Origin of the sequence: Pantoea cypripedii, from assembly GCF_002095535.1 — a bacterium.
In the GTDB taxonomy this organism is placed as follows: Bacteria; Pseudomonadota; Gammaproteobacteria; order Enterobacterales; family Enterobacteriaceae; genus Pantoea; species Pantoea cypripedii.
Genome location: NZ_MLJI01000001.1, coordinates 1,127,877 through 1,152,272 on the forward strand (window position 1 = coordinate 1,127,877; position 24,396 = coordinate 1,152,272).

Annotated in this window: 23 protein-coding genes, 1 tRNA gene and 1 pseudogene; 16 read left to right on the forward strand and 9 right to left on the reverse strand. The window is 45.7% G+C overall.

Features of this window, described 5'->3' with window-relative positions:
• Positions 1-16 precede the first annotated feature (16 nt).
• Together ybcJ and folD are read right to left on the reverse strand one after the other, a co-directional pair.
• On the reverse strand, positions 17-229 hold the full coding sequence (gene ybcJ / locus HA50_RS05095; protein ID WP_084873280.1) for a ribosome-associated protein YbcJ: 213 nt from the start codon (positions 227-229) through the stop codon (positions 17-19).
• Positions 229-1,095, reverse strand: a complete 867-nt coding sequence (gene folD / locus HA50_RS05100) for a bifunctional methylenetetrahydrofolate dehydrogenase/methenyltetrahydrofolate cyclohydrolase FolD (RefSeq protein ID WP_084873283.1) — start codon at positions 1,093-1,095, stop codon at positions 229-231. Before folD ends, ybcJ begins: the two co-directional genes overlap by 1 nt.
• A 165-nt stretch (positions 1,096-1,260) precedes the next feature.
• Here folD and HA50_RS05105 point away from each other — a divergent pair, with 165 nt between their 5' ends.
• On the forward strand, positions 1,261-1,761 hold the full coding sequence (locus HA50_RS05105; protein ID WP_084873285.1) for a DUF1198 family protein: 501 nt from the start codon (positions 1,261-1,263) through the stop codon (positions 1,759-1,761).
• A 96-nt stretch (positions 1,762-1,857) separates the two neighbouring features.
• On the opposite strand, the gene HA50_RS05110 is transcribed toward HA50_RS05105, so the two are convergent.
• Positions 1,858-2,958, reverse strand: coding sequence for a phosphoserine transaminase (locus HA50_RS05110; RefSeq protein ID WP_084873287.1), 1,101 nt, complete (start codon positions 2,956-2,958; stop codon positions 1,858-1,860).
• A 2-nt stretch (positions 2,959-2,960) separates the two neighbouring features.
• Positions 2,961-4,244, reverse strand: a complete 1,284-nt coding sequence (locus HA50_RS05115) for an ATP-grasp domain-containing protein (protein WP_084873289.1) — start codon at positions 4,242-4,244, stop codon at positions 2,961-2,963.
• Positions 4,245-4,692: 448 nt separating this feature from the next.
• Between HA50_RS05115 and HA50_RS05120 the strand changes: the two genes are divergently transcribed.
• The 5 genes from HA50_RS05120 to HA50_RS05140 all read left to right on the forward strand — a co-directional run bounded on the left by HA50_RS05120 (position 4,693) and on the right by HA50_RS05140 (position 9,362).
• Positions 4,693-4,769: transfer RNA gene (locus tag HA50_RS05120), tRNA-Arg, on the forward strand.
• A 165-nt stretch (positions 4,770-4,934) separates the two neighbouring features.
• The gene (locus HA50_RS05125; RefSeq protein WP_084873291.1) at positions 4,935-6,116 is read left to right on the forward strand and encodes a tyrosine-type recombinase/integrase; all 1,182 of its coding nucleotides are present in this window, start codon (positions 4,935-4,937) and stop codon (positions 6,114-6,116) included.
• A gap of 346 nt (positions 6,117-6,462) precedes the next feature.
• Entirely contained in the window at positions 6,463-8,400 is a 1,938-nt protein-coding gene (locus tag HA50_RS05130; RefSeq protein ID WP_084873293.1) for an SIR2 family protein, read from the forward strand.
• A 355-nt stretch (positions 8,401-8,755) separates the two neighbouring features.
• Entirely contained in the window at positions 8,756-9,028 is a 273-nt protein-coding gene (locus tag HA50_RS05135) for a YrhB domain-containing protein (protein WP_084878348.1), read from the forward strand.
• A gap of 97 nt (positions 9,029-9,125) precedes the next feature.
• Entirely contained in the window at positions 9,126-9,362 is a 237-nt protein-coding gene (locus HA50_RS05140; protein WP_084873295.1) for a hypothetical protein, read from the forward strand.
• Positions 9,363-9,697: 335 nt separating this feature from the next.
• Here the strand turns inward: HA50_RS05140 and HA50_RS05145 are convergent, their stop codons facing one another.
• Positions 9,698-9,997 carry a hypothetical protein gene (locus tag HA50_RS05145; protein ID WP_139810898.1) on the reverse strand — a complete coding sequence of 100 codons (300 nt, stop codon included), beginning with the start codon at positions 9,995-9,997 and terminating at the stop codon, positions 9,698-9,700.
• Positions 9,984-10,523: pseudogene (locus tag HA50_RS05150) on the reverse strand (phage integrase N-terminal domain-containing protein); the annotation flags it as partial. The gene HA50_RS05145 and the pseudogene HA50_RS05150, both read right to left, overlap by 14 nt.
• A gap of 1,227 nt (positions 10,524-11,750) precedes the next feature.
• Between HA50_RS05150 and HA50_RS31515 the strand changes: the two are divergent.
• From HA50_RS31515 to HA50_RS05190, 9 genes are all read left to right on the forward strand, one after another.
• Positions 11,751-11,909, forward strand: a complete 159-nt coding sequence (locus HA50_RS31515; RefSeq protein WP_167379236.1) for a hypothetical protein — start codon at positions 11,751-11,753, stop codon at positions 11,907-11,909.
• 921 nt (positions 11,910-12,830) lie between these two features.
• Positions 12,831-13,106 carry a His-Xaa-Ser system protein HxsD gene (gene hxsD, locus HA50_RS05155; RefSeq protein WP_084873301.1) on the forward strand — a complete coding sequence of 92 codons (276 nt, stop codon included), beginning with the start codon at positions 12,831-12,833 and terminating at the stop codon, positions 13,104-13,106.
• A complete protein-coding gene (gene hxsB, locus HA50_RS05160) occupies positions 13,103-14,497 on the forward strand; it encodes a His-Xaa-Ser system radical SAM maturase HxsB (RefSeq protein ID WP_084873303.1) in 1,395 nt (464 codons plus the stop codon). Before hxsD ends, hxsB begins: the two co-directional genes overlap by 4 nt.
• Positions 14,490-15,602 carry a His-Xaa-Ser system radical SAM maturase HxsC gene (gene hxsC / locus HA50_RS05165; RefSeq protein ID WP_084873305.1) on the forward strand — a complete coding sequence of 371 codons (1,113 nt, stop codon included), beginning with the start codon at positions 14,490-14,492 and terminating at the stop codon, positions 15,600-15,602. Before hxsB ends, hxsC begins: the two co-directional genes overlap by 8 nt.
• Positions 15,599-16,234 carry a His-Xaa-Ser repeat protein HxsA gene (hxsA, locus tag HA50_RS05170; protein WP_084873307.1) on the forward strand — a complete coding sequence of 212 codons (636 nt, stop codon included), beginning with the start codon at positions 15,599-15,601 and terminating at the stop codon, positions 16,232-16,234. Before hxsC ends, hxsA begins: the two co-directional genes overlap by 4 nt.
• Positions 16,235-16,312: 78 nt before the next feature.
• Positions 16,313-17,941 (forward strand): DUF6119 family protein, encoded by a 1,629-nt coding sequence (locus HA50_RS05175; protein WP_084873310.1) that lies wholly within the window; start codon positions 16,313-16,315, stop codon positions 17,939-17,941.
• A gap of 15 nt (positions 17,942-17,956) precedes the next feature.
• A complete protein-coding gene (locus HA50_RS05180; RefSeq protein ID WP_084873312.1) occupies positions 17,957-18,148 on the forward strand; it encodes a type II toxin-antitoxin system RelE/ParE family toxin in 192 nt (63 codons plus the stop codon).
• Positions 18,132-18,455, forward strand: a complete 324-nt coding sequence (locus HA50_RS05185) for a helix-turn-helix domain-containing protein (protein WP_084873314.1) — start codon at positions 18,132-18,134, stop codon at positions 18,453-18,455. Before HA50_RS05180 ends, HA50_RS05185 begins: the two co-directional genes overlap by 17 nt.
• Before the next feature lie 740 nt (positions 18,456-19,195).
• Entirely contained in the window at positions 19,196-20,371 is a 1,176-nt protein-coding gene (locus tag HA50_RS05190) for a restriction endonuclease (RefSeq protein WP_084873315.1), read from the forward strand.
• A 270-nt stretch (positions 20,372-20,641) separates the two neighbouring features.
• Here HA50_RS05190 and HA50_RS05195 read toward each other — a convergent pair whose 3' ends face one another.
• From HA50_RS05195 to HA50_RS05205, 3 genes are all read right to left on the reverse strand, one after another.
• Positions 20,642-21,064: a hypothetical protein gene (locus HA50_RS05195; RefSeq protein WP_158087397.1), complete on the reverse strand. Its 423-nt coding sequence runs from the start codon at positions 21,062-21,064 to the stop codon at positions 20,642-20,644.
• A complete protein-coding gene (locus HA50_RS05200) occupies positions 21,061-21,771 on the reverse strand; it encodes a DUF4056 domain-containing protein (protein ID WP_084873319.1) in 711 nt (236 codons plus the stop codon). The genes HA50_RS05195 and HA50_RS05200 overlap by 4 nt, the downstream gene beginning before the upstream one ends.
• Before the next feature lie 257 nt (positions 21,772-22,028).
• Positions 22,029-23,465 (reverse strand): MFS transporter, encoded by a 1,437-nt coding sequence (locus HA50_RS05205; RefSeq protein WP_084873321.1) that lies wholly within the window; start codon positions 23,463-23,465, stop codon positions 22,029-22,031.
• 239 nt (positions 23,466-23,704) lie between these two features.
• Between HA50_RS05205 and HA50_RS05210 the strand changes: the two genes are divergently transcribed.
• Positions 23,705-24,391, forward strand: coding sequence for a GntR family transcriptional regulator (locus tag HA50_RS05210; protein ID WP_084873323.1), 687 nt, complete (start codon positions 23,705-23,707; stop codon positions 24,389-24,391).
• The last annotated feature ends 5 nt before the right edge of the window (positions 24,392-24,396 follow it).

Here is a 24,396-nt window from a genome sequence, read left to right on the forward strand (position 1 = left end):
GGTTCGCCCTTGTTGTTTATGCCACAACGGTAATGCGTTGACCGGCAAATTCCACCGTCTGACCGGCGAAAATCTTACAGCGTTTACGGGTTTCCACTGCGCCATCAACGAGCACTTCACCTTCGCCGATGACCGCTTTAGCCTGAGCGCCACTCTCTACCCAGCCTTCGAGTTTCAGCAGATCGCACAGATCAACATGCGGGTGTTTACCCAGAGAAAAACTTGCCATTATACGTTCTCCTCATCGTGATATTCTTCGCACGCCTGCAGCGTGTTTTGGATCAGGGTGGCGACCGTCATCGGGCCAACACCGCCCGGCACCGGCGTGATATAAGAAGCGCGTTCGGCAGCGGCAGCATAATCCACATCACCCACAACTTTACCGCTTTCCAGACGGTTGATACCCACATCGATCACAATCGCGCCAGGTTTAATCCAGTCACCTGGGATAAAGTTTGGTTTACCCACCGCGACGATTAACAGGTCAGCATGTTCAATATGGTGACGCAGATCTTTAGTGAAGCGATGGGTGACGGTGGTGGTGCAACCCGCCAGCAGCAGCTCCATGCTCATCGGACGCCCAACAATATTCGATGCGCCAACCACCACGGCATTCAGGCCGTAGGTATCGATGTTATAGCGCTCCAGCAACGTCACGATACCGCGCGGGGTGCAGGGGCGCAGTTTCGGTGCGCGCTGACACAGGCGACCGACGTTGTACGGATGGAAGCCATCGACGTCTTTATCCGGCACGATGCGTTCCAGCACTTTGACGTTATCGATGCCTGCCGGCAGCGGCAACTGCACCAGAATGCCATCGATCTCGTGATCGTTGTTCAGGGCATCGATTAAATCCAGCAGCTCGGCTTCGCTGGTAGTGGCAGGCAAATCGTATGAACGGGATATGAAGCCCACTTCTTCACAGGCGCGACGTTTGCTGGCGACATAGATCTGTGAAGCAGGGTTTTCACCCACCAGAACGACTGCCAGTCCCGGGGCGCGTTTTCCGGCTGCCAGACGCTGCTGTACTTTTTCCGCAACCTCAAGGCGCACCTGCTGCGCAATCGTTTTACCGTCAATAATTTTTGCTGCCATCAGAGAGGAAATCCACTGTGTTATGTTGAATCGGGGAAAGGCGCCTATTCTGTCAGAAGCGCGCCGCGCTGTCAGGCACAGATTGATCCTGAGGTCTGCTTTTGTCACTTCAGATCGTCAGCGTTAACCCGTATCATGCCTGGCGATTAATTTAGTGGAATGCATATGATCTGGCTAATTCTTGCGACTTTAGTGGTGGTATTTGTAGTGGGTTTCCGCCTGCTGACTGCCGGTTCACGCCATGCGGCGCAGGCGCTGAGCAAGCGACTGCAACTGCCCCCGGTGCATGTGGAATCGATGTTGTCGCTGATGGGCAAAGAGGCGGCGAAGGAGTTTACCGACTACATCACCGGCGACAATGAAAGCCATTTACAAAATGCCGCGGCGGTGCTGCTGATCTGGCAGGTGTTTATCGTCGATAGCGGGGAGGCGAATATGCAGCGCTGGCACCAGATTCTGACGCGCGCGCATTTTTCTCCGGTTATCACGCAACAACAACTGTTGCTGGCGATGGGTTTTCTGCGCGAACTGGAACCCGACAGGCAGGAGATGAACGCGCTGCGCGAACGATTTAATGGCGGTTTTGCCCAGGGAATCGAGCTGGAAGGCGAGGCGAAAGAAGAGACGAATCTGATCTCAATGAGCGAATATCGCAATCGCCACTGAGCGGCGATTGGCTGGCGGGCGCAAGCGCACTCATACCGCAAAAAAATGCCCCCGTCTGTTACCAGCCGGGGGCATTTTTATTGCTGACACCGATGATTATTTGCGGTTTTTACGCATGAAATCATCCATGAAGTTGGTCAGTTTTTCAGCCGCAGGCAGGGACAGTGCATTATAGATAGAGGCACGGATACCGCCGATGGCGCGATGGCCTGCCAGGCCTGAGAAGCCTGCTTCATGGCTTTCAGCCAGGAATTTTTTCACCAGCATTTCATCAGGAAGTTTAAACGCCACGTTCATTTGTGAGCGGTCTTCGACGCTGCTCCAGCCATTGTAGAAACCATCACTGTTATCCAGCATGGCGTACAGCAACTCAGCTTTATGGCGGTTGGTTCGCGCCATATTTTCCAGACCACCAACATCATTAAGTAACCAGCGGGTAACCAGCAGTACAACGTAAATGGCAAACACCGGCGGCGTGTTGAGATTGGAATGGGATTCCACCTGACGGCGGTAGTTCAGGAAAGAGGGCAACTCCTCAGAAGAGGCTTTTACCACGGTGTCATGTACCAGCACGATGGTGACGCCTGCCGGGCCGATGTTTTTCTGGGCATGAGCGTAAATCACCGAGAATTTATTGGCATCGCAAGGTTTTGACAGGAAATCAGAAGACATATCGCACACACGCGGAACATCATCGCGGCCCAGGATGCGCTGGAATTGCAGCCCTTCAACCGTTTCGTTCGAGACGTAATGCAGATAAGGCGCGTCCGGTGAAAAATCGAGTTCATCATCAGCAGGCAGGCGGTTAAATCCGCAAGATTCACCGCTCCAGAGCACTTTAACCGGGCCTTCGCGGCGAGCTTCAGTGACAACTTTACTGCTCCAGTAACCGGTATCAAGATATTCAGCGGCGTGTTTCTGACCGCGAAGCAGTGTCATCGGTACCATAGAGAACTGCTGCGTGGCACCGCCTTGCAGGAACAGAATGTGGAAATCTTTCGACAGCCCCAGCAGGGTGCGAATGTTGTTTTCTGTTTCTTCAACAACGGCAGCAAACCAATCAGAACGATGGCTGATACCGAGGATGGACAGGCCAACTTCTGGCACTTCTTTAATTGCAGCTTCAACCTGTGCGAGAACCGTTTCCGGTAATGCCCCAGGGCCACCGGAGAAATTCAGGGCGTTACGTGAAATCATGTTTATTTTTGTCCTTTTAACGCATCATCAGATGTGTCGGTGTGCGCAAAGGCACGGGATAACAGCAAATTGCGGCATGCTGTTTTAACTTTGTTCATGTGGATTTGTTTATGCGGGAACATCTCTTCCAGATCCATTGCATGGACGACCATTGCCGGGTCAATTTCAAACACCAGCAGGGTGCCTTCCGGTGTTTCACTGCAATCAATTCCCAGATAATCGAGCTGCGTGGTGTCGTAAATAGCCTTCAGCGCCTGCTGGTGACGGTTTGCAAAATCCTGGAAGTGATCCAGAAAAGCCGCTTCTTCTTCACGTTTTTTCGGATCTTCGTACATGGACGCGTTGACGTAATGCACCATCCAGTGTGATGAAATCGCCATATGGCAGGCATAAGGCACACCGTCGATCAACGAAATACGGTACTTGCGGAACTGACCATCTTCATTGCTGTAATCAATAAAACGAGACAGGAAATAGTCTTCAACCTTAACGCGTGTCAAATATCCGGCCAGTTCGTCCTGGCTGGTGATTTTCTCCAGACCATGACCGCCATGTGACCCTGCCGGGCGCAGGATCACCGGGAAGTCACTGTCGGGCAGGGCATCGCGCAGTGTCATTTGTCCGGCAGCGACTGCGGCCAGTGTCGAAAATGTCACCGGATGTGCCTGCGCGATGGTTAAACCGGGTTTGTTCTGCAACACCCTGCTGGCGGTATGGCGCTCAGAACCCGGAATATGTTGCGGTGCATTGATCACCGGTACCGGCCACTGATTCGTGATGCTTTCAAGCTGTTGCAGCAGGAACAGATTTTCGGTGGTGGCACTGATGCCGATCATCAGGAGATCATGTTCAGGGATCGGAGATTCAAACGGGGCTTCTGGCGTAATGTAGTAATAAATCAGCTCGATATCGCTGTTTTCCAGCAGGCAATCGAGGGGCACATTGGCGGAAAGCGTACCGGGAACCATCAGCATCAGTAAACGCAGCCTGGCTGGTTGTTGTGCAGCCCTGAGGGTGTAAACCTGTTGCATCGCCAGGGCCTGATTCTGAATCGTCAGCCCCAGGTCAGTGCATTGCAGGCACTGCATGACGGTGGAAAGATTCATCCACAATACCGCGTCATCAGGATTTTGCTCAGCGCGCTTGATCAGTTCCTGTGCGATCTGAGTACATTCATCGCCCGCAATACTCATGCGTAAAAACGGTGCCAGTCCAAGGAAATGTGTCGCGTCAAAAGCCCTGGGCGTTGAGTTCTGGTCCGGAGAGAGGGGGGATAGTGTTTGCAAAGAAGTCGTCTCTTTTGGCCGTATGGTGCATCGAATACTGCATCGGTTTCTGTCCGTAGGATAACGAATCAGAGGGGGTGCCAATCGCCAGAAAATCGCTAAATTATTCGTCGACTAATACTGATTAAGGGCTTTTGATCTGGCTTAAACAGGCTGGATGTATCTAAACGTAAAAATTAATGTGGGTGTGCTTCTGCCAGTTATCATCGCATTCGGCATTGTTATCGCGATGCGGCACAGACGCTCAGCAAATGGCTGCAACTGCTTTCAATTCCTGTGGAATCGAGCTGGAAGGTGAGGCGAAAGAAGAGACGAATCTGATCTCACTGAGCGAATATCGCAATCGTCATTGAGGGGGATTGGTTATATGATCATCACTCTGCACTTAGCGGGTGCAAAAACGTTGACGCGACAACGTGCCAACGTATAATTCGACGCAACCGCATATGCGCCCTTAGCTCAGCTGGATAGAGCACCGGCCTTCTAAGCCGTAGGTCACAGGTTCGAATCCTGTAGGGCGTGCCATCTCCTCTTCTTCCTATATCCTTTTTAGTCTGCGAATCCCCTCGCAACCCTTATCACTGCTGCATTCCCGCTCTTTTAACTTCTATTCAGTTCCGCTAAAAACTTTACTTTTGTGGGGGCATCATTGGGGGCACTGGCCTGTTCAATGGAGTGAGATGCCCCCAAATGAAGCTCAATGCCCGTCAAATCGAGACTGCCAAGCCGAAAGACAAAGCCTACAAACTGGCTGACGGCGGCGGTCTGTACCTCGAAATCTTCCCCACTGGTGGTAAAAGCTGGCGGCTGAAATACCGCTTTGCAGGAAAAGAAAAGCGCGTGGTGTTTGGTTTGTATCCTGCGGTGTCACTTGCTCAGGCGCGGGGCAAGCGCGAAGACGCGAAAAGGATACTGGCCGCCGGTGGCGACCCCGGCGCGCTGAAGCAGGAAGCGAAACAGGCCAAAATCCTTGCGTTGAACAACAACTTTGAAGCGATGGCGCGGGAATGGCACGAGTACAAGAGCGTGGGCTGGTCGAAGGGCTATGCTAACGACATCCTTGAGTACCTGCGCAAAGATATCTTTCCCCACGTCGGCAAAATGCCCGTCACTGAAATCAAATCGACCAGAATGCTCGAAGTGCTGAGGAAAATGGAGCAGCGCGGCGTGCTGGATAAACTAAAGAAAACCCGCCAGGCGTGTAGTCAGATCTATGCCTACGCCATCATAACCGGCAGGGCGGAGTACAACCCCGTCACTGATCTGGCCGGTGCGTTGAAAAGCCCGAAGCAAAAACATTTCCCTCATCTGCTGAATAATGAGTTAGGCGCGTTTATGCGCGCGCTCTGTGGTTATAGCGGCAGCCTGATGACTCAGTACGCCACGCGCTTGCTGATGCTGACAGGGACGCGAACGATTGAGTTACGCGCTGCTGAGTGGCGTGAATTTGATTTAAGTAAAGGACTCTGGGAGGTCCCCGCAGAACGCATGAAGATGCGGCGTAAGCATTCTGTGCCGCTGTCTCGGCAGGCTGTTGAGTTGCTGGAGGAGATCCAGCAACTGACCGGGCGTGGGAAGTATGTGTTTCCGGGTAGGAGCAATGCCGGAAAGCCGATGAGTGAAGCCACGATTAATCAGGTGATCAAACGGGTTGGCTACGATGGGAAGGCTACAGGGCATGGGTTCAGGCATACCATGAGTACCGTTTTGCATGAGCAGGGGTATAACACCGCGTGGATTGAGTTGCAGTTGGCGCATGTGGACAGGAATACCATTCGCGGCACGTACAACCATGCGCAGTATATGGATGGGCGGAGGGAGATGTTGCAGTGGTATGCGGATTATTTGGATGGGTTGAGGGATGGGGGTTGAGTTTAAGGAATGGGGTAAGTCGGTTTTGTGTCAGAGATGGGCGTTGCAGGAAATTGTTATTACTCTCATTTCATTGTTCAACCCCATGTAAAGCGGGCAGTTCAGCTTATTAGCTACCAGCAGCCGAGGGTATAAACCTGTGTACCGTATGGGATGTGGAATAAAGCGCAAGTAAAGCCGGGTATCAGGCAGCAGCGCGTTTTGAGTCTTAGTTATCGTCCACTTGAAGTAATGTAAATATCACACAATTTTATTGCATGTTACTCATTGACCCTCTTTTGGCGGTTTGAATTGCCAGGATAATTAAGGCATTAATAACACTTCTGCGCGACCCGGAGGGATAACAATGGAGATGGATGACTGGTGGTTTGGCTGGAAGGGGTTCACGCCCGAACGGCCTTGTCCAGGCAAGGTTGTGTTGATGGTTGGGGCGGGGATTTCCATAGAGAGCCCCACGCAGCTACCCGGCGGATACGCACTAACGGAGGCACTGCTCGACCATTTGCTTGACGGCCATGCGGCCTCCGAAATAAAAACGGTGTTTAGCAAATGTGAGCAGTGGATGGGGCGAAGACTGCCGCGTCTGGAACACGTTCTTGATAAAGCGTTTGAACCGTCAACTATTGAAGGAGTCGAGCGTAGCGGTGCCGCGCGGGAACTGCTGCGCATCTTTTCCCAGCGTCCTCCGAATGCGAATCACCACCTGATTGCTGATTACCTGATTAAGCAACGTAGCTGGTGTATTACCACCAATTTTGATGACTGTATCGAACAGGCTGGGCGTCATCAGATCCCTGTGCACGTTATTGATCCTGATACCAAAACCTTTGACATCCTGCATCGGGTATACGGCGAAGATTGGGGTATCATCAAAGTGCACGGCACCATAGAACACGGCTGTGCTGGGCTTGGCGCAACGCTTGCGGATCTGGAGCACGGGCTGCCAGAAGCGTTCAAAATGCTGCTCGAACAGGTTACAGTTCAGGCCGAATTGATGATTGTCGCGGGCTACAGTGGTACCGACCATTTCGACATTAATCACTGGATCCGCGAGCGCTGGAACGGGGATCGCGCTACCCGATTGGTATGGATCGACCATCAACCGGAAGAGGTGGAAGAATTCTGGCGGCTAAGCAAACAAGAGAATCGTGAGCCGAGAGTCTACTGGCAAGGAGCCTTTGGCGGTATGAAGGTTCAGTACGGGCCAACGTCAGAGCTGCTGACCGCCCTACTGGGAATTTCCCGCAGGACGTTGGCCGATGCAGGAGACGGTAGCGATTGGTGGCGGACTGCCCTGACTGAATATTATACCCCAACGGAGAAAGAAAAGTATCTTACCGGTACCCGGCTGGCCAGTTCGATCGGGCTTGGCCAACTGGCCGAAGAGCAGCTTCGCTATTTGAAGCGCCTGTTGGAGAACGACGATTTATTGGCGCCTTTTGAAGCTGAGATTTACTACTCCCGTGGGTTTATTGCCGGGGCGCTATTGATTCAAAACTATCTAAAACCCCCACACGAAAAAATCAGAAAAGTGAACCGTACAGGTCTAATTCGCGCTAAAGGCAAACCTGCAAAAGCACTTTTATTTTATCTTGCGCAGTGGTTAAGGAGTCCACGTAAACTCTCACTTGATGAGCAAATTGACGCGTTTGCCTGTCTGCTCGATATCGCTGAACGGAGGCAAAAATGGCGACTCTGGCAAAGTAAACCTTTACGGCGCTTGAGCGAAAAGATATGTAGCATTTTCTGTCATAATTTCATGAAAATTGAGAATGAAAATCTGCCTCTTTATCTGCACGGGAGGATGCAAATGCAGTCCATTCGCATGGGCACCCTGTTTTACGATGAAGATGTCTTTTCCTTCGGCGAGGTTTGGAATTTACTATACCGCGAGAGCAGTCCGCCGAGTTTTTATACCCCGCATGGCCCGGCAATCCGAGGTTTTTATCTTATTGAACGCAGCACAGCCCGTGAGGAAGACCGCATCGCAGACCTGGTGCTGGCAAATATTGATTACGTCAATATCCTGCTTTCCGCGCTGCGGCGTCGCTGGCCTAAGGGCAGCCAAAGCGTGCTGAAAGAAAGGCAGTGGCGTGAGGGATATCAGGATTCGGGAGACCATGTTGTGACGTATATCGTGCAGTTGTTAAACGAAAGCTCACAGATCGTCAGCGCTCTCAACGCCCCACATTTGCAGATTCTGATTGCCAGAGCGTGGCTTAGGGCGGACAGCATTTTGGGCGGCATCGAATACTGGAAGCAGCAGCGACTGTATCTCGCTTAACGATGGCAGGCTATGGGTCGATATAGCACAGCACTGTTTTCACCACCATTTCACGGACGTGTCTGATGCGCTCCATCGGAGCACATCGTCCCAGAAGAGCCTGGAGAAGGTGTAACTGTTGGCAACGTGGTAGAAGAAGTTGTTTATCAGAAGGTGAACGTCTTTGATTCTGGCCGTGCGGCAGAATAGCAGCTTCATTTCAGTTAATTGGAATAGATAGGTTCTTTCTTCTCCCTGCTACTCCGTGTTTGACTGCTTTGTGCCAGGAGCGGAACTTGCTTACATCGTACTATGTTAGTTTGCAGGGAACAGGTCACAGACAGTTCAAATGACGTTATCGACTGAGGACGGAATAATGATTACTTATCAAGATGCGATGGACAAGGCTTTGGATTACCTTAAAGGCGATGACATTCCAGTCGTAATTACACTCCATGGCCGATTCTCAGAAGGCTGGTTCTATTGTTATGAATCGAGAGAGTATCTGGAAACGGGTGAGTTTTCTGCTCAGTTGGCAGGGAATGCACCATTCATAATTGATAAAGATAATGGAGAAATTCACTCATTTGGAACTGCTTATCCGTTAGATAAATATCTGCAGGATTACGAACAACTAAAAAACAAATAACGTCTGCATCTCGCTCATGTCGGACTAAGGTCGACAAGGCGAAAGCTTCAGAATATCAAACGTTAATTTATGGGCAGCAGTTCGTGGGGGCAAAATTATGAAGCATGAGCTATGGACAAATGAAGATGGTTTAGATTTGTTTTGTCTTGCCGGTCCACAGGGAGAATCCGCTCGTAAATTGCTGGATCCGGACTACAGATTAGTGTGGACATGTGATGCAGATTCCCACCTTGAAGCAATGAAAAGATATTACACGTTCCGTAACTGGGGAGAATATCAAACTGATTTTCCTGAACAGGATAGTAAGACCTACAAAGAAATGGGATGGGAGTAAAAAGCACAACACTCATACATAACATAGCCGCCGGTGTTCTAATGTCTCCGCGACGTCCGCACTTCGCTCATAGCTGCCAGTTAGATTTTTCCGGGCTTTTATTTTGAAAAATGCGAGGTTCAGTGGTGGGCAACCCATACATCATCTTCCCCCACTTCCCCCCCACTTTGGAGTCGTCCCACCTTTCCCCACTTCATTTTTTCATATCACCATAACTCATTGTTTATAAGTGTTTTTCATGACTTCCCCCACTTAACGTATATATGCAAATGGGAAGTGGGGAAAATCAGCCTAAAAAGCGATTGTTGATACTGCTTCCCCCACATGTTCCCCACTTAATCCCCCACTTTAAGATCATGGCAAAGTGGCCTGACATGCTCACCATCGCAAATAATCAGGCCTTCTTTTTTCAGTTTTTCCAGCCAGCGGTTAAATTTCTTGGAAACATCGAACCCCATTTTTCTCATATCATCACGAAGCAAAGTACGAGTACATGGTTCACCGTAGGCAGTGCGCAAACGAATAGCTTTCCAGAGCGCCAGATGGTTTTCAGTCAAACGTGAAATCCCGGCCAATTCAGCATTGCCTTCATCATCCGACTCATTGACTGGCCTTCCTTCATCCTTTGGTGCCAAAAACGATACTCAATCGCTCAGCCCCCTGGCTCAGTTGCTTCTGCCAGGTTTTGAGGGAGGCGCAACACTGAACGGATTCCTGTGACCGCAACCCCAGCAAACAAGAGAGTTGCAGGGCCGCAGCCAGCCCCTCATCGAGCTGCTCGGCTTTTTGCATAATTTGCCGATATTTCTCTGAAGGAATCGCTAACTTCGTTCCTGCCCGACTACAACCACCGAGGCCTAATGCCCGGTTCGTCAGTCTTTCAGAGGACATCAGTTTTTCTCGTCCAGCCTGATCCAATACGGAACGCAATGCAGCCATCTCGTTTTGCAGGGTACGCGGAGCAATCCCCTGCGAACGCCGTGCCGCGATATAGCTTTCGATATGCCTGGCTTTCAGATACTTGACGCTACGTACCTGAATATTGAGTGCCAGCAAATGGCGGCTAAATCTGTCGGCGATCCGCATACGATCATGCACCGTTTTATGGCTGCCCCCGGCCTGCTTCGCCAGTTGCTTCATTTCTTTACCTGTCTGACTCATCCGTTTTTCCTTTTTAAAATTCAATACCGATTTGCTTCCCTGGCGCATGGCAAATAACGGATACAGCGATGCTGTATCCGTGCTGAACGTTGCCTGTGCGCCAGGGCGGTGCAGTTGAGGTATTGCGGGGTGTCAGTGGTGCACTCGGTGCAACTGCCTGCTATTGCAGGTCATCCCCAGGCTTAAGCCTGCCTCGGCAACAATTCAGTTCTCCTGTGAAATGGATAGTTAGCGCGTAAAGCGCGGTGTCAGAGTTCATGGCCCGGATGTAATGGGCGAAAGTAGAAGGTTTATGGCGGTGTTTGCTGTGGCGTCACTTTCATGCGTTAACACGCAAAAAGTGACGCCACGTATTAACACGCAGCAGGGCAGGCGCATGCAGATGCCTGACGGCATAGCAAGGCGCAGCCAGCAGCGTTTAATACGTGCCAGATAGCGATATGCAAATAGCAGGATGTAAGGAACAATCCTGAGGAGTATGTGAATACAACTTCGTCCGTGACCTACGGCTTAGAAGGCCGTTGGTCATGAATAGTAGATATGATTATAAGAGCTCAAACAAACACACAATGTGGTGCTTGCTCATAGTCGAAACGCTCGTTATAAGCCGTTTGACGTGGTGTATTAGCTCCAGACCTTCATCACAATTGTGATCCCTATTCTCAAAGGTTAAAAAGGGGTTTAGCCACAAGGGTATCCTCTTTCAGGCTGCAAGGATATTTGACCGCCCGAAGGCGTTTCTCTCAGGTCATACGAAACATTGACTAGCACTCACCCGAAGGCGCTTCTCTCAGAGTGCAGAAGCATTGGATGGCTGTCGTAGACAGCGGGTCTTCGTGGCCGAATCTACGATAACTAATGATAGGGTTCAAGGGGGATTATGGGAGGGAAATTGTGAGAGATTAGATATCTCCTGTTTAAGCTGTGGAGTTAAAAAATGAATTGTATATATCGAAACCTCTTTCGATCTCTTCATTTTAGAGGTCCTTTCATTATTTTTAGTGTTCAATTAGTTATTCGTTTTTAAGTGGTTATAATTATGAGGTGCTTTAGCTGTGTGAGGTGGGTGCTGTTTTATTACGAGATCTTTTAAATAGTGTTCCTAAATTATGGTTGGTTCGTAAATTTCAGTTTTCCCTGGGTGCTTAAAGTATTAATTAACATTCTTTCGGCTCTACTATATGATTCACCCCAATACGTTAAGATTAAATGTCAATAGGAAATATTATGATCAGAGAAAGTAAAAAATTCGGTTCCACTAAAGCGATGGCTGCTGCGAAACGCTCCATTGAATTCTGGGCCACTATCGACGGTAAGAAGCTTGCCAAAGTCGGTCAAAACGAAAAATATATGGATTTAGTCGGACCGGAAAAAAGAAAAAGTTGACCAGATTTGCATAATCAGATTAATTAAAATAAATGACTAAGGCTCCTGAGAGGGGCGCCACGATTGAGTAATTTATTTCCTATTTCCGATTTTTTTTGGTGTTATAAGGAATGTTCCTGCATCTCGAAATGTGAGAGTTGAAGTTTATTTATTCAGTTATTCGTCCGTTTTTTTTTGCGAGATGGCTTTTTGACATCCAGGAGATGCTTGTCGATTATAAGATAATAAAAGATTAATAATAAGGTGATGTGTTGTTTTTAAATTTCAGGAGAAGGCCGTTGGTTTAAGGGGGGATGTATTAAAAGAGCACAGGCTTTCATAAGGTGATATTTTATTTTCTTCATAAGATAGTTGTTGATAGACATTTGATTGATTTTAAAGAACTTCCTCACGGGCTGGTGTTCCGATTTTTCAAAGACTTAAATGGGAGCACCATAAGAGCATTTTCTATCTTGGTTGCAAGGAAATTTGAACATCCTGAGGGGTCACTCAGGCCAGATGAAACATTAGCTGGCACTAACCCGAAAGTACTTCTCGCTGGATGCCTGTCATAGGTCACGGGTTTTATGGCAATGAGTTGCAAGGTGAAAAATATTTAACTTCGGTAAAAAACTATAAAATTGATATATACAGGATTTAATATCTATATTATGTCAATATTTTGGTTTTTTGTTTTGTTATTTGTATTAATTTAGTGATTATGTGGCTAATGAATGACATAAAAAATCATTAATAGAGTTTCTTTTCTTATCAATTCCTGAGAAAAAAATTTACAAAAACAAATCAATATAATAGTGTTATGTATATGGGATGAATCTCAATTTAAAATATATTTTTTGTTTTATATCAGTATGTTAATTGGTGTATTAGCCGATTGTGGTTAAGTTTTCTTGACGACAGTCCTCTAGGAAAGAGGTTGATATGTTGGTTAAAAATATAAGAAAAACAGTATGTTCTGAATGGGTGATGAGAAACAGTCTTTACTGGATGAGTACTCTTAGTCGATGGAGACTTGAAGAAAACGACTTTGAGTGGGTAGTGTCTTTTGATACTTACAGTAGGGAGGTCGAGTTCGAGTTTGAACGACTCCTGAATGACTACAAGTTGAGGGAATGCCTTCATAGTCAAACCGGAGATGTAAGAGCTTCAATCATAGGTAATGTTCTCAAGAGCATTGATTCGAGACTGTCTCAATGAATACCATGCCGTTTAACTTTGATAGGTTGAATGATGGCAAAGTTTTCATCAGCAACCTTGCTGGTTTTCACTACTTCGTTGAAGACGAAGAACTTAAACTTCTTGCTCTAAATCATTTCACTCAGGATCACCCTTCTTCAGCAAAGCTAGAAACTAGACTGTTCGTTACAGATGAATCTAATCAGCTTTTAGCTAAAGCATCCTTAAGTTCTGGCTTTGCAAAACGACTAATGAATGAATTAGCCGTTAGACCCATTTTTATGATCGTACCGACATTACGATGTGATCATACTTGCAAATATTGCCAGGTTAGTAGGGCAGCTATTGGAGCTGATGGATACGACTTGGATCCGGCTCTGATTCCTCAAATAATCTCTGCGATAAAGAAACTTGGAACTGCACCGTATAAAATTGAAGTGCAGGGTGGTGAGCCATTGCTGAGATTTGATCTGGTACAGATGATATATGAAGAATGCCAGCACATACTTGGTCATGATACTTTTGAGATGGTTATTGCAACCAGTTTATCATTGCTTGATTATTCAATAATCGATTGGGTAAAGGATAGAAATATCACCTTCTCAGTTTCACTTGATGGAAATGAAAATGTTCACAACAAAAATCGTATTCTTAATGGAGGGGAAGCCCACTCCAAAGCTGTTGTTGGCATAAAAAATCTCCATGAGAAACTTGGCGAAAATCGTGTTGCGACAGTTACCACTGTTACTAAGGAACTTACCACAGAACCTGCTTCGATAATTCAAGCACACCTGTCGTTAGGCTTGAAAGATATGTTTATCAGACCGGTAAGCCCTTATGGATTTGCTCACAAGCAAACTTTTACTTTTTCCATGTCTGAGTATTTTGATTTTTATGATCAATTAATGCGGGAAGTCCTCTGGCATAATCAGAGAGGAAATTCTGTGGTAGAGCATTCCGCTGCAATACATCTGAAACGCATCTTTAATCCGGGTTTTAGTGGTTATGCAGATTTGAAGTCACCAAGTGGTGTTGTACTCAATTGTATTCTTTTCAATTACGATGGACGAGTATATGGAAGCGACGAAAGTCGTATGCTTCAGAAAGTAAATCAAGATGCTGATTTCAGTGCCGGGAAGTTTGATTCGCTGTCTTTTCGCAGTAATGAATACTATCGTTCTGTTTTGGCATCCTCATTCAACTTTGCTATTCCAGGCTGCGACACTTGTGCCTATCAGCCTTTTTGTGGGGCTGATCCCTGTCAGAACATCAGTGTTCATGGTGAACCTATTGGAGACAAGAGTCGGTCAACCTTCTGTCAGTATCACAAAGGTATGTTCCGTTACCTCTTGAATGAAATTTCCCAGAAAGGAGCAATGGCGGAGATGCTCAAAGGCTGGGCCTATGTCTGAGGTATTGAGGAACGATATCTTTCACTTTGCATCTGAATCCCCTGTACCGCAGGGATTCTATCGGTTGTGTAAACAAAAGCCCGAAGATCCACAATTCTATCTTCCAAATTTATTGGTTACGGGGGCTATCCCTGTTTCACCGTTACCTGCATATTTCTCTGATTCGGTGTCCGGTAAATACTTATACGATTCGATAGAAGATGGTGATATCGGAATAGTTAATAATGGCAATATGCTCAGGGTAATTTTGTCCCGGAGAGCCAATCACAATACTGTTTTGGTAACTGAGAGATGCAACAACAGTTGTTTGTTTTGTTCTCAACCACCTAAGACAGGAAATGATGACTGGTTACTCAGTCAGTCAGCATTGGCTATAGCCTCCTTTGCTATTGATGGAGTCGTTGGTGTAAGTGGGGGAGAGCCTCTCCTGTATGGGGAGGATTTCTTGCACTTCCTGGATTTCATTATTGAGAACTCTCCAGAAACTGCACTACATGTTCTATCAAACGGGCGTAAATTTTCTGATGTGGCCTTTACTCAGCAGATTAAAGAGCGAAGTGAAAAAATCAAAATCACTTTTGGCATTCCGCTTTATTCTTCAAGGCCGTCTGTGCATGACTATCTGGTTGGAAGTGAGGGTGCATTTAATGAGACGGTCAGAGGGTTAATCAATGCTGGTAACTCAGGCATTAACATCGAACTGAGAGTCATCCCGACTCAGGGTAATTATACAGAGCTTGATGACATCGTAGAGTTTGCTGGCCGAGTGTTCTCCAACATTAACCAGATTTCCCTAATGGGGCTGGAATCAATTGGTTGGGCTCGTAAAAATTGGTCATCAATCTTCATTGAGCACGATAGCTATAGCGATAAGATTCTTTCGGTTGTAGATACTGCACTCAGGTCAGGAATCCCTCTGACCATCTTCAATTACCCATTGTGCCACCTTCCTGAGAGAGCACGCGGTTTTTCTACACAGTCCATCTCTGACTGGAAAAATTACTATCCCAAAGAGTGTGATCAATGCACTCAGAAGTCTTCTTGTGCTGGTTATTTCAGTTCATCAAAAGGCCGTTTTCATCAACCTCCGAGACCAATAATATGAAAAAGTTTAACCTCGCAGCTCTGCTTCCGGGTTTTTTGGCTCTTAATAACTCTGTATGGGCAAGTGATTCATCAACTGGTGCAAGTGATTTACCGGGCATGACCTTAAATGAACATGATCTGGTTATAGCTCCTCTTAACACTGAAGTACCGTTTTATATTGCAGGACATCGTAGCCATAGCTCTCACCGGAGTCATAGCTCACACCGGTCTTCATCAGGTGGTGGCTACTATGGTGGTGGTTCTCCTTATTATCCAAAGACATACAGCACACCCAGCACTTCTGACTCTTCAGGTTCAGGAACTAGCTCATCATCGTCTTCTTCATCGACCCGTTCGCTTCGTTCTAACAATACCGATAGCTCTACGAGCACGACCTCTGCCGGAACGACCGGAGCCAATCGTGCAACGAATGGTCTTACTTCTGATGTTGAAAAACGTAAGCGCCTGATCATGAGGGTTCAGTTTGCACTGCTTGATAAGGGCTATTACAACGGAAATATTGATGGGAATATGGGGCCAGCAACACGGACCGCTATCAAAAATTATAGAGTAGCAAATGGTTTACCTACTCCTGCAAGAGAAACTCTTGATACTCAGTTATTAAATTCATTGAATATATTAGCCCGATAGCTGATATGAAATTAATAAGTGGAGGTTTCTTAATTATAAAATCCTTCTCAAGAATGATTAAATATAAGAGGTTGTGAAATGTCAGTAAGTTATAATATTTACAGGATGCCACATAAATCACTGCCAGAATTGACGAAAAAAATCCTGCGAGAAGGCCTTATTGAGCAGAAGTCTATTCTTCATCAGGGGTATCAGATGAAATTTTATTTTTCTGATAAATTAAAAGGAAATGAGGTATGGTGGTGGGAGGTTTTCAGTCATTTCTTTAATGAAGATATTGAAAAACCTTATAATATCTTTTATTTCGGTCTGTTAATAGGATATAAGGAGAAAGAACCTGAAAATTGCTATCTGATCAGTCTGGGTAAATCACATTTCTATCTTAGTAAGTTTATAGAAATAGATTTTGGGCTAAATGTGGCAATGCGTATAGCGAACGATGAGAATATCTTGCTCAAAAAAAGTAGATTCTTTTGCGGTGGTAAAAATCAAGAGGCTTCATCATATTTACAGTTTGTAAAAGGTTCGTATCTACCAGGTGAATCAATTGAGCATTTGAAAACAAAAGCAAAAGAAACTGAGAGGTGGGGTGGAAATAATATAACATTTTCAGACTCAATTCAATTAAGTCTGGATGGAGCACCAACAGAATTGGTTGAAGTTTTCAACGATATAGATTCTTCGTTAAAGACAAAAGAAAATATCGAATTTCCAAAATCTGAAAAGATTACGGATGAATTTAAGATTAAAGAGCTTGACGATTATCTCCTTGGTTCAATTATCAAAGGGAATGCAAATGTTATTATAGATGAGATTCAATCATTCGGTTCGTCAATAATAATCGCTAATTCCTTATTAAGATTTAAGTTGCATACAAAAGTTGAAGGCAGTAGTAAGTATCAATACTCGACCGATTATATCACTGATGTAAAAATAGAGGATGTAAAAGAATTTATAACTGAACATGAAGTGGATAATATCAATAGAATATTTGTTAAGATAACAAATGAAACAAATGGCAGCCACACAAGCACTTTGAAAGAAATACTTAGCATTACGCATACTGAAGGAAGTGAGCATTATTTTCTTAAAAGAGGGCTTTGGAATAGATTCAACTCTGCTTTCATGAAGTATCTATCTGTTTCTTTATGTTCAATTGATTTTGAACTTAAAGATGATCTGAAGGAGGCTGATTTCAACGCATGGAAACTTGTTAAAGCTAAGGAAATTGCAGATGGTAAAGCCAAAGATAAATTAGAATATAGAGAGTATTATTTCAATGAGAAAATGTCTCTTGATAAAGGATATGCTCTTTTAGATCGTCAGCTTAAGAAAATACCTTCACTCAGGGATGACGGAAAGGATTACAATGTTGAAATTGCAGATCTTTACAAAGGCGGAGAGCTTATAGCTGTCAAGATATCGGATAAGCCGCATGATCTGATTTATAATGTCGAGCAGTCTAAAACAACTGTTCAGGCTATAAAAAGAGGCGTTTTAGAGTTCGACGATCCTTTGACGGATGTAGTTTTATGGGTCTCCACAACTAATAAAGCAAAAAAAATAATTGATATCAATTCGATTCAATTTCTCTTGGCGGTACAATCGTGGAAGGAGGTAGTTGAAGGATTTGGTTTGACACCTAAAATATATTATTCTTATCATGAAAAACAGAAGGAAAAGAAGGGTGCTGAAAGTAATCCTTAAAAAAAAGCAGAAGTTATGGCGAAAGGAAGAGCATGTTGGATATATATTTTCCAAGCAGTCAATCAGGACATGGCGAACATTGATACTCAGGAACTATCTGGGTTTCGTGAACTGGCAAAGCATTACGCTGCTCTCTCAGATCAGAACATTACAGCACTCATGAAGATTAAAGAACTGGTGGAGATTTGCCATGACTGCAAAAACTAAATTCAAAAGCCCTGCTTTCGAAGCTATCCATAGCGCAGCTTCCGGGATGTTTAAAGCTGGTGTGATCCCACAGAAAACTATGCGCATCTTTGATGCAACCTGCATCGAAGATGTGGCAGAATTACAACCATCTGAAATAAAAAGGCTACGTGAAAAACTAAAAGTGAGTCAGCCAGTTTTCGCCCGTTATCTGAATACCAGCGTTTCGACCATTCAGAAATGGGAAACAGGGATGAAACGCCCCAGCGGGATGTCCTTGAAGCTGCTGTCTGTGGTGCAAAAGCATGGGCTGGAAGTGCTAATTTAAGTAGCCACTTGCGGCAATATTATCAATGGGCACGACCAAAACCTCTGGCGAGATAAAAATAATCAGTAAACGTATTTGGGATACTGCTCAGGTTTTAAGGGGGCAGTCCAGGAGTAAGTCCTAACTTACATCAGTAATTAAGTTTATTATACGATACGAATACAACACTCTAACAGATAAAAGTGAAATTAATTTCAAAACAATCCATGATCGCAAAGTTGATATGATGAAACGTTTTATGGCTGCTAATACTGAAGCAGAGCGAAAAGGTGAAGTGATCTACAAGCTACTTTAATCTCTCGAAATGCGTCATAAGAGAAAAAGCTCAGTTGGAATTTTTATATCCAAATAGTCATAGGAGTGTGTTCATCATCGTTAGAAAAATGCCGATAGGTGGTGATGTATTTATTAGCTCTAACTTTATCAGTTAGTGATCTTTTGAAGAACGTTAGACTTTTATTCATCCTCCGAACGGCTTTACCAGTGTGTAGCATCCATTAGTTGAACCCACAGCGAAAAGTGAACGATTCAGCTTAATAGTAAGCAATGATGAACTGGCAGGTTTGCAAGAAACAGCTCACCAAATGTTATAAGAAAATGATATCAGTAATATACTAAACAGCTTGAATGCGTCTGGATTACATGTGGCGATCAAGTTTAAACTCTGCTAATGAGTAGGACAGATTGCAACAGTATGGATTTTTTCTAAAAATGCTCTGCGCTGAGTAAAGGAGATACTGATGATTTACCAATGTTATTCATGTAATAAAATATCCTTCGAAGTTAGCTGTCCATGGTGTTCCGGAGTGATACCAACAACATCGACTCAATGGGGTATCAAAGCTCCATCTGCATCTGAGATGCAACGAATGACACCTCTAAATCCGTCTTTTTATCCAGAGTTTCAATACCGTTCAAAAGGTATGTTTAAAGATTTATTTGGAAAAAAGAAGGAATTGTCACAGCTTAACCAACTGCTAGAGAATGTTCTGGAGAAATACTCTAGTTTTAAGGACCCATACTTTACAAACTTCATTTATACATCCAGGTTTTCTCATGAAGGAGAAATAGATAATAACTATTCGGAAGATAATGGTGTTTACTCAGAATTACGATTGTTTCGGGAGGTTCTTGTCCGAAAAGGATTTAATGAGCTTGAACAACTACCATTGTTATTGGGTAAACTACTACTGACAACATCCTTCAATGCTTTATATAATGGCTTTTCAAAAGAAGTTCAAAGGCATATTAAGCCAACTCTGACTGAATCCTTAAAATCGTGGATAGAAGAGGCTGGTACAACTTTTCGAGCAGACCTCTCATTGTTCTTGTTTTATGTTTGGAAAAATAGAGTGCAGTTTTCAACGCTAGAATTCAATGATAATGCGGAAACTACACCTGGTGTACCGTTAGTTTCATTTGATAATGTTAAAAACTATCTCGCTATATGCGAAAGTATTTATTTCGATATTTTAGTTGAAAGATTAGCGACTCGGCTTGAGTATTTCAATCCAAATAAATTTGTCACAATGTATCTGGTTGATGCAATGGATGGATTTCAGTTCGAAGACTTTTTGGTCGAGATATTTCAGACTATGGGATATGACGTTAAGGAAACAAAGAGGACTCAAGATCAAGGTGCTGACTTATTCGTCACTCGTTTTGGTAAAAATATGGTTATTCAGGCGAAAAACTACTCCGGGTCTGTGGGTAACTCAGCCGTGCAACAGGTTATCTCTGCAAAAACATTTTATGGTTGTGATGAAGCAATGGTAGTTACAAACTCTTATTTTACTAAATCCGCAAAAGAATTGGCTGATTCTGCCACGGTTCGTTTGATAGACAGAGATGAGCTACAGAATTATCTGGATGATTATAACCAGAAAATCATTGAAGATTTCCAATCACATTCATAGTGAATGTTTTTTCATCATTTATCAGCAAGCTGTAAAGTTTTAATGTCTGCTTTTAGCTCCATCTCTCTTTAAAGAGTAGACTCTTGGACAGGCATGAGCCAAAGGCAGACCGTAACTCTTTAGTTATCGTTATGAACTGTATTTTTTTGAACGATAACCCCTACCACCAAAAAAAACGGGGGCACTTCCGGGGGCATGACAGAAAACCAAAACACGATTTACCCCCCCATAAATCATCCAATTACGTCTTATTTTTCAATCCTGTAGGGGCTAATAATAAACTTCCTTTGTCAGCACAATTTTACTCTCATCCCCACTAACCCAAAGTAAAAAGACATCATTACTCCTTTCATTTTCCCAACGCTCACCGTATCCCTCATCGTTTCCCATATACTTATAGCCGAGCGATTCAATGTATTTTTTTAACGGCATGACATCTGTAGCACCATTAAAAATAATACTACTCATCAATGGCACCATACCGTCTTGAGCGCGATACCTAAAACTATAGTCATTGCTGACTCTCGGGGTATTCTGTATCTGATTGTCAGTGAAATAATGATATCTAAAAAAATCGCTCTGCCGGTATTCAGGGCGAGAATCAATTGTTTTCCCCATTCCCCATATCAGAGTTGAAATAAGTAGAACAACTAAAATCAAAACGACAGACAGTTTGCGCAAAATTTTCATCATTGACCCTTTACATGTTTGGGTTCAAGAAGGCTAAAGATAATACCATTCTTACTAACAGGATAGGCAATGCCTGATTGAACTTCAGTGAAGGGTTTTATGCGTTGCATCCATACCGGCAATTGACCACGGTAAGGATGATGTTTGATTCCAGGGATTTGAGGATCAGGAAAAAACATTGGGCAAAATGAGGTATTCTTATACTTACCTAAAGGGCCATAGTAATCCCAGCGTCGAAGCGCGGCTTCCTGAGAAACTGGTTTGAGTTGATGGAGGTAATTCTGAGGTGATACAGCGTAATAGAAACCCAGAAGATTTGATACTAAATCCTCAGCGCTGAAACCACTATCAGTCGTCCAGCTAAAATAGGTTTGCCAGCGTTCGAATGCATGAGCCGTATGCATCATCATTGCTAGCGCAATACTATATATCTCAGCTGTGGTCCTGCCACGTTGGATTTCCCACTCAACAAAACGCCCTGTGCCAATAAAACGAGAACCAATAAACATCATCTGTTGGTACTTGATTCTGTAGAATGCCTTATTGCTGTTTTCGCCAATGCGAAAATGTTGCAATAGCGTTTTAATATCCGAGCCTCGTGCATGTCCCAAATCTATCCAACCCAAAACCTCTGAATAGATGAGACCATATGAATGTGGGGATTGCTCTGCTTTAGACGGTTCAGCAAGAATATCACTTCTCTTACTCATAACAACTCCTTGTTAACCTGTAAGGGGATAACAGGTTAGCTTTTCCTGGAGAGGTTGTCATGATTAATTTTGTCGAAAATTTCAATGTCAGAATTGGATTAACGAAATAACTAAATATAATTACAAGGTTCAATGTAACTACAAGTGATTAACTTGTCTGGTTAGCATGACCGATAAATAGTTGGTGAAAAAGAGTGATTATTAATTTAAGGAGGGGATATTTAATTAACGCCAACATCCCCCGACCAGATAACCCCTTATCTCCCCGCCGAAACACTTCTCCCCGCATCCGGTGCCAATCTCACCATATCCAGCACCCCAATCAGCGTTATAACCGCAATCACCACAAACCCGACCTTAAACCCCATTCCGGGCACCGATCCATAGCCTAAATCATCTCCCAGCACCGTTCCCAACCGAATACACAGCGCCCCCAGTGTTACGCCCAGCCCATTCGCCAGTTGCAGTGAGGTACTGAATAACGTATTCGCCGAACTCATTTCCTGGGCGGGTACTTCAGCAAATGCCAGAGAACTGATCCCGGTAAATTGCATCGAGCGGCTTAGTCCCCCTAAGAAAAGCAGAACCAGCGTAATGACATGTGGCGATGTCGGCGTGAGGAACGCACACAACAACAGCGTCAACACACAAGCCACCCCATTGCCAATCAGCAATTTACGGAAGCCAAAGTAACGAATCAGCGGTGTAGTGGCGGGTTTCATTGCCAGGTTGCCTGCAAATACCGCCAGCACCAGCGAGCCTGCCTGAAATGCGTTCATGCCAAAACCCACCTGGAACATCAGCGGCAGCATAAACGGGGCGGAGCTGATGGTGGCGCGCAACAGAAATCCTCCACGCATGGTGATGCGGAAAGAGGGGACAGCCAGTGATGACAGTCCAATCAGCGGCGCTTTGCTACGACGCAAATGCCGGATGCTCCAAACCAGCGTCCCCAGCCCGATGGCAATTGTCACCGCCGCACTCGCCAGGTTTGCGCTTTGCTGGCTCAGCATCTCCAGCCCGGCAACCAGGCACAGCATCGTGATGCCAGTGGCAACAAATCCGGTGAAATCGAATGAGCGTCGTTCATGCGCCGACTGGTTCGGCATCATGCGCAGAGACAGCACGATGGCGATAATTCCCAGCGGCACGTTGAGGAAAAAGATCCAGTGCCAGCTGGCGTAAGTGGTGATAAATCCCCCCAGCGGCGGTCCGATGATCGGGGCCACCAGCGCGGGCCATGTCAGGGTCGCAATGGCTTTTATCAGCTGATTTTTAGGTGTGGTACGCAGCACCACCAGACGTCCGACAGGCACCATCATGGCACCGCCAACACCTTGCAGAATGCGCATCAATATGAATTCTGTGACGTTATGCGTCAGGCCGCAGAACAGTGATGACAGGGTAAAAATACTCAGCGCGAGGGTGAAGACATTCCGTGCACCAAAGCGTTCCGCCACCCAGCCATTGGCCGGAATTAACACCGCCAGCGTCAGCAAATAAGCACTGATACCAATATTCAGATCGACGGCTGAGACACCAAACGCTTTCGCCATATCCGGCAACGCGGTAGCGATCACCGTGCCATCAAGGAATTCCATAAAGAATGCGCTCGCCACCAGCAGCGCCAGCCCTGAAATGCGGCCCGAACCAGAACGGGAAATATCGTCCCCGGTTGAATCAGATAAAGCCATGAGGCGTCCTTAGCATGCAACTTTTCAAAGCAGAGGTTGATGTCTGACAGGTTTGAAAAGTTGTTATACCAAAAAAACAATTGGCATAAGAACCCTCTCTTCATACTTGTTAGCTAAATATTGATATTTGACAATCATTTCCCTCTCTGATGACGCACGCAATTTCCATCACAAGCCGTTCTGCAACCGGTGCTCAGGATGGTAAGATACGGCAATAATCAGCCCGGGAAGAGGTCAGAATGAGTCAGGTCGCCACCGCGAAACAGCGAGAAGTGCAGCGTATTGTTGATGCGTTGTCGCTGGCCATCGCGCAGCATCGTCTAAAGCCCGGTCGGCGCTTAGTCGAAGCGCAGATTGTTGAGGCGCTGAAAGCCAATCGAAACCATGTTCAGGCCGCTTTGCAGCGCCTGGCGTTGCAGCATATTGTCACCATTGAACCGAATATCGGGGCGATGGTGGCACATCCCGAAGCGACCGAAGCGCGCGAGATTTTTATCGCGCGTCGGGCAATTGAGAGCGCCATTGTTGCCTCCATCACCCCCGAGCAAATGGCGCAGTTTGCTGATGAGATCGAGGCACAGCAAACGGCGGAACATGCTGCCACCGGGCAACAGGACCGTCGCCATATTGTGCGTGAATTAAGTGCGTTTCATCTGTTGCTGGCAAAGGTCAGTGGTAACAAGGTGCTGAGCGAGATCCTGTCCAACCTGATGGTGCGCAGTTCTCTGATTGTGGCGCTCTACCAACGCAATGATGTGCCGTCCTGTCAGTGTGCTGAACATGGAGCCATTCTGGCGGCATTAAAAGCGGGCAATATTGCAGAAGCGCAGCAAACCATGCTGGCGCATCTGGATGAGCTGGAAGCCGAGCTGGATTTAACCGAAGTGGTTTCTGAGGATTTGTCGCTTAGCCAGGCATTGATTTAGCGGCG

Bases quoted from the DNA above. Each gene is read 5' to 3' on its own strand.
- folD (WP_084873283.1), bottom strand. From the start codon at position 1,095: ATGGCAGCAAAAATTATTGACGGTAAAACGATTGCGCAGCAGGTGCGC.
- hxsA (WP_084873307.1), top strand. From the start codon at position 15,599: ATGAAAAAGTTTAACCTCGCAGCTCTGCTTCCGGGTTTTTTGGCTCTT.
- HA50_RS05185 (WP_084873314.1), top strand. From the start codon at position 18,132: ATGACTGCAAAAACTAAATTCAAAAGCCCTGCTTTCGAAGCTATCCAT.
- hxsB (WP_084873303.1), top strand. From the start codon at position 13,103: ATGAATACCATGCCGTTTAACTTTGATAGGTTGAATGATGGCAAAGTT.
- HA50_RS05190 (WP_084873315.1), top strand. From the start codon at position 19,196: ATGATTTACCAATGTTATTCATGTAATAAAATATCCTTCGAAGTTAGC.
- HA50_RS05125 (WP_084873291.1), top strand. From the start codon at position 4,935: ATGAAGCTCAATGCCCGTCAAATCGAGACTGCCAAGCCGAAAGACAAA.
- HA50_RS05110 (WP_084873287.1), bottom strand. From the start codon at position 2,958: ATGATTTCACGTAACGCCCTGAATTTCTCCGGTGGCCCTGGGGCATTA.
- hxsD (WP_084873301.1), top strand. From the start codon at position 12,831: ATGTTGGTTAAAAATATAAGAAAAACAGTATGTTCTGAATGGGTGATG.
- HA50_RS05210 (WP_084873323.1), top strand. From the start codon at position 23,705: ATGAGTCAGGTCGCCACCGCGAAACAGCGAGAAGTGCAGCGTATTGTT.
- HA50_RS05175 (WP_084873310.1), top strand. From the start codon at position 16,313: ATGTCAGTAAGTTATAATATTTACAGGATGCCACATAAATCACTGCCA.
- HA50_RS05130 (WP_084873293.1), top strand. From the start codon at position 6,463: ATGGAGATGGATGACTGGTGGTTTGGCTGGAAGGGGTTCACGCCCGAA.
- HA50_RS31515 (WP_167379236.1), top strand. From the start codon at position 11,751: ATGATCAGAGAAAGTAAAAAATTCGGTTCCACTAAAGCGATGGCTGCT.
- HA50_RS05105 (WP_084873285.1), top strand. From the start codon at position 1,261: ATGATCTGGCTAATTCTTGCGACTTTAGTGGTGGTATTTGTAGTGGGT.
- HA50_RS05135 (WP_084878348.1), top strand. From the start codon at position 8,756: ATGATTACTTATCAAGATGCGATGGACAAGGCTTTGGATTACCTTAAA.
- HA50_RS05180 (WP_084873312.1), top strand. From the start codon at position 17,957: ATGGCGAAAGGAAGAGCATGTTGGATATATATTTTCCAAGCAGTCAAT.
- HA50_RS05195 (WP_158087397.1), bottom strand. From the start codon at position 21,064: ATGATGAAAATTTTGCGCAAACTGTCTGTCGTTTTGATTTTAGTTGTT.
- HA50_RS05200 (WP_084873319.1), bottom strand. From the start codon at position 21,771: ATGAGTAAGAGAAGTGATATTCTTGCTGAACCGTCTAAAGCAGAGCAA.
- ybcJ (WP_084873280.1), bottom strand. From the start codon at position 229: ATGGCAAGTTTTTCTCTGGGTAAACACCCGCATGTTGATCTGTGCGAT.
- HA50_RS05205 (WP_084873321.1), bottom strand. From the start codon at position 23,465: ATGGCTTTATCTGATTCAACCGGGGACGATATTTCCCGTTCTGGTTCG.
- hxsC (WP_084873305.1), top strand. From the start codon at position 14,490: ATGTCTGAGGTATTGAGGAACGATATCTTTCACTTTGCATCTGAATCC.
- HA50_RS05140 (WP_084873295.1), top strand. From the start codon at position 9,126: ATGAAGCATGAGCTATGGACAAATGAAGATGGTTTAGATTTGTTTTGT.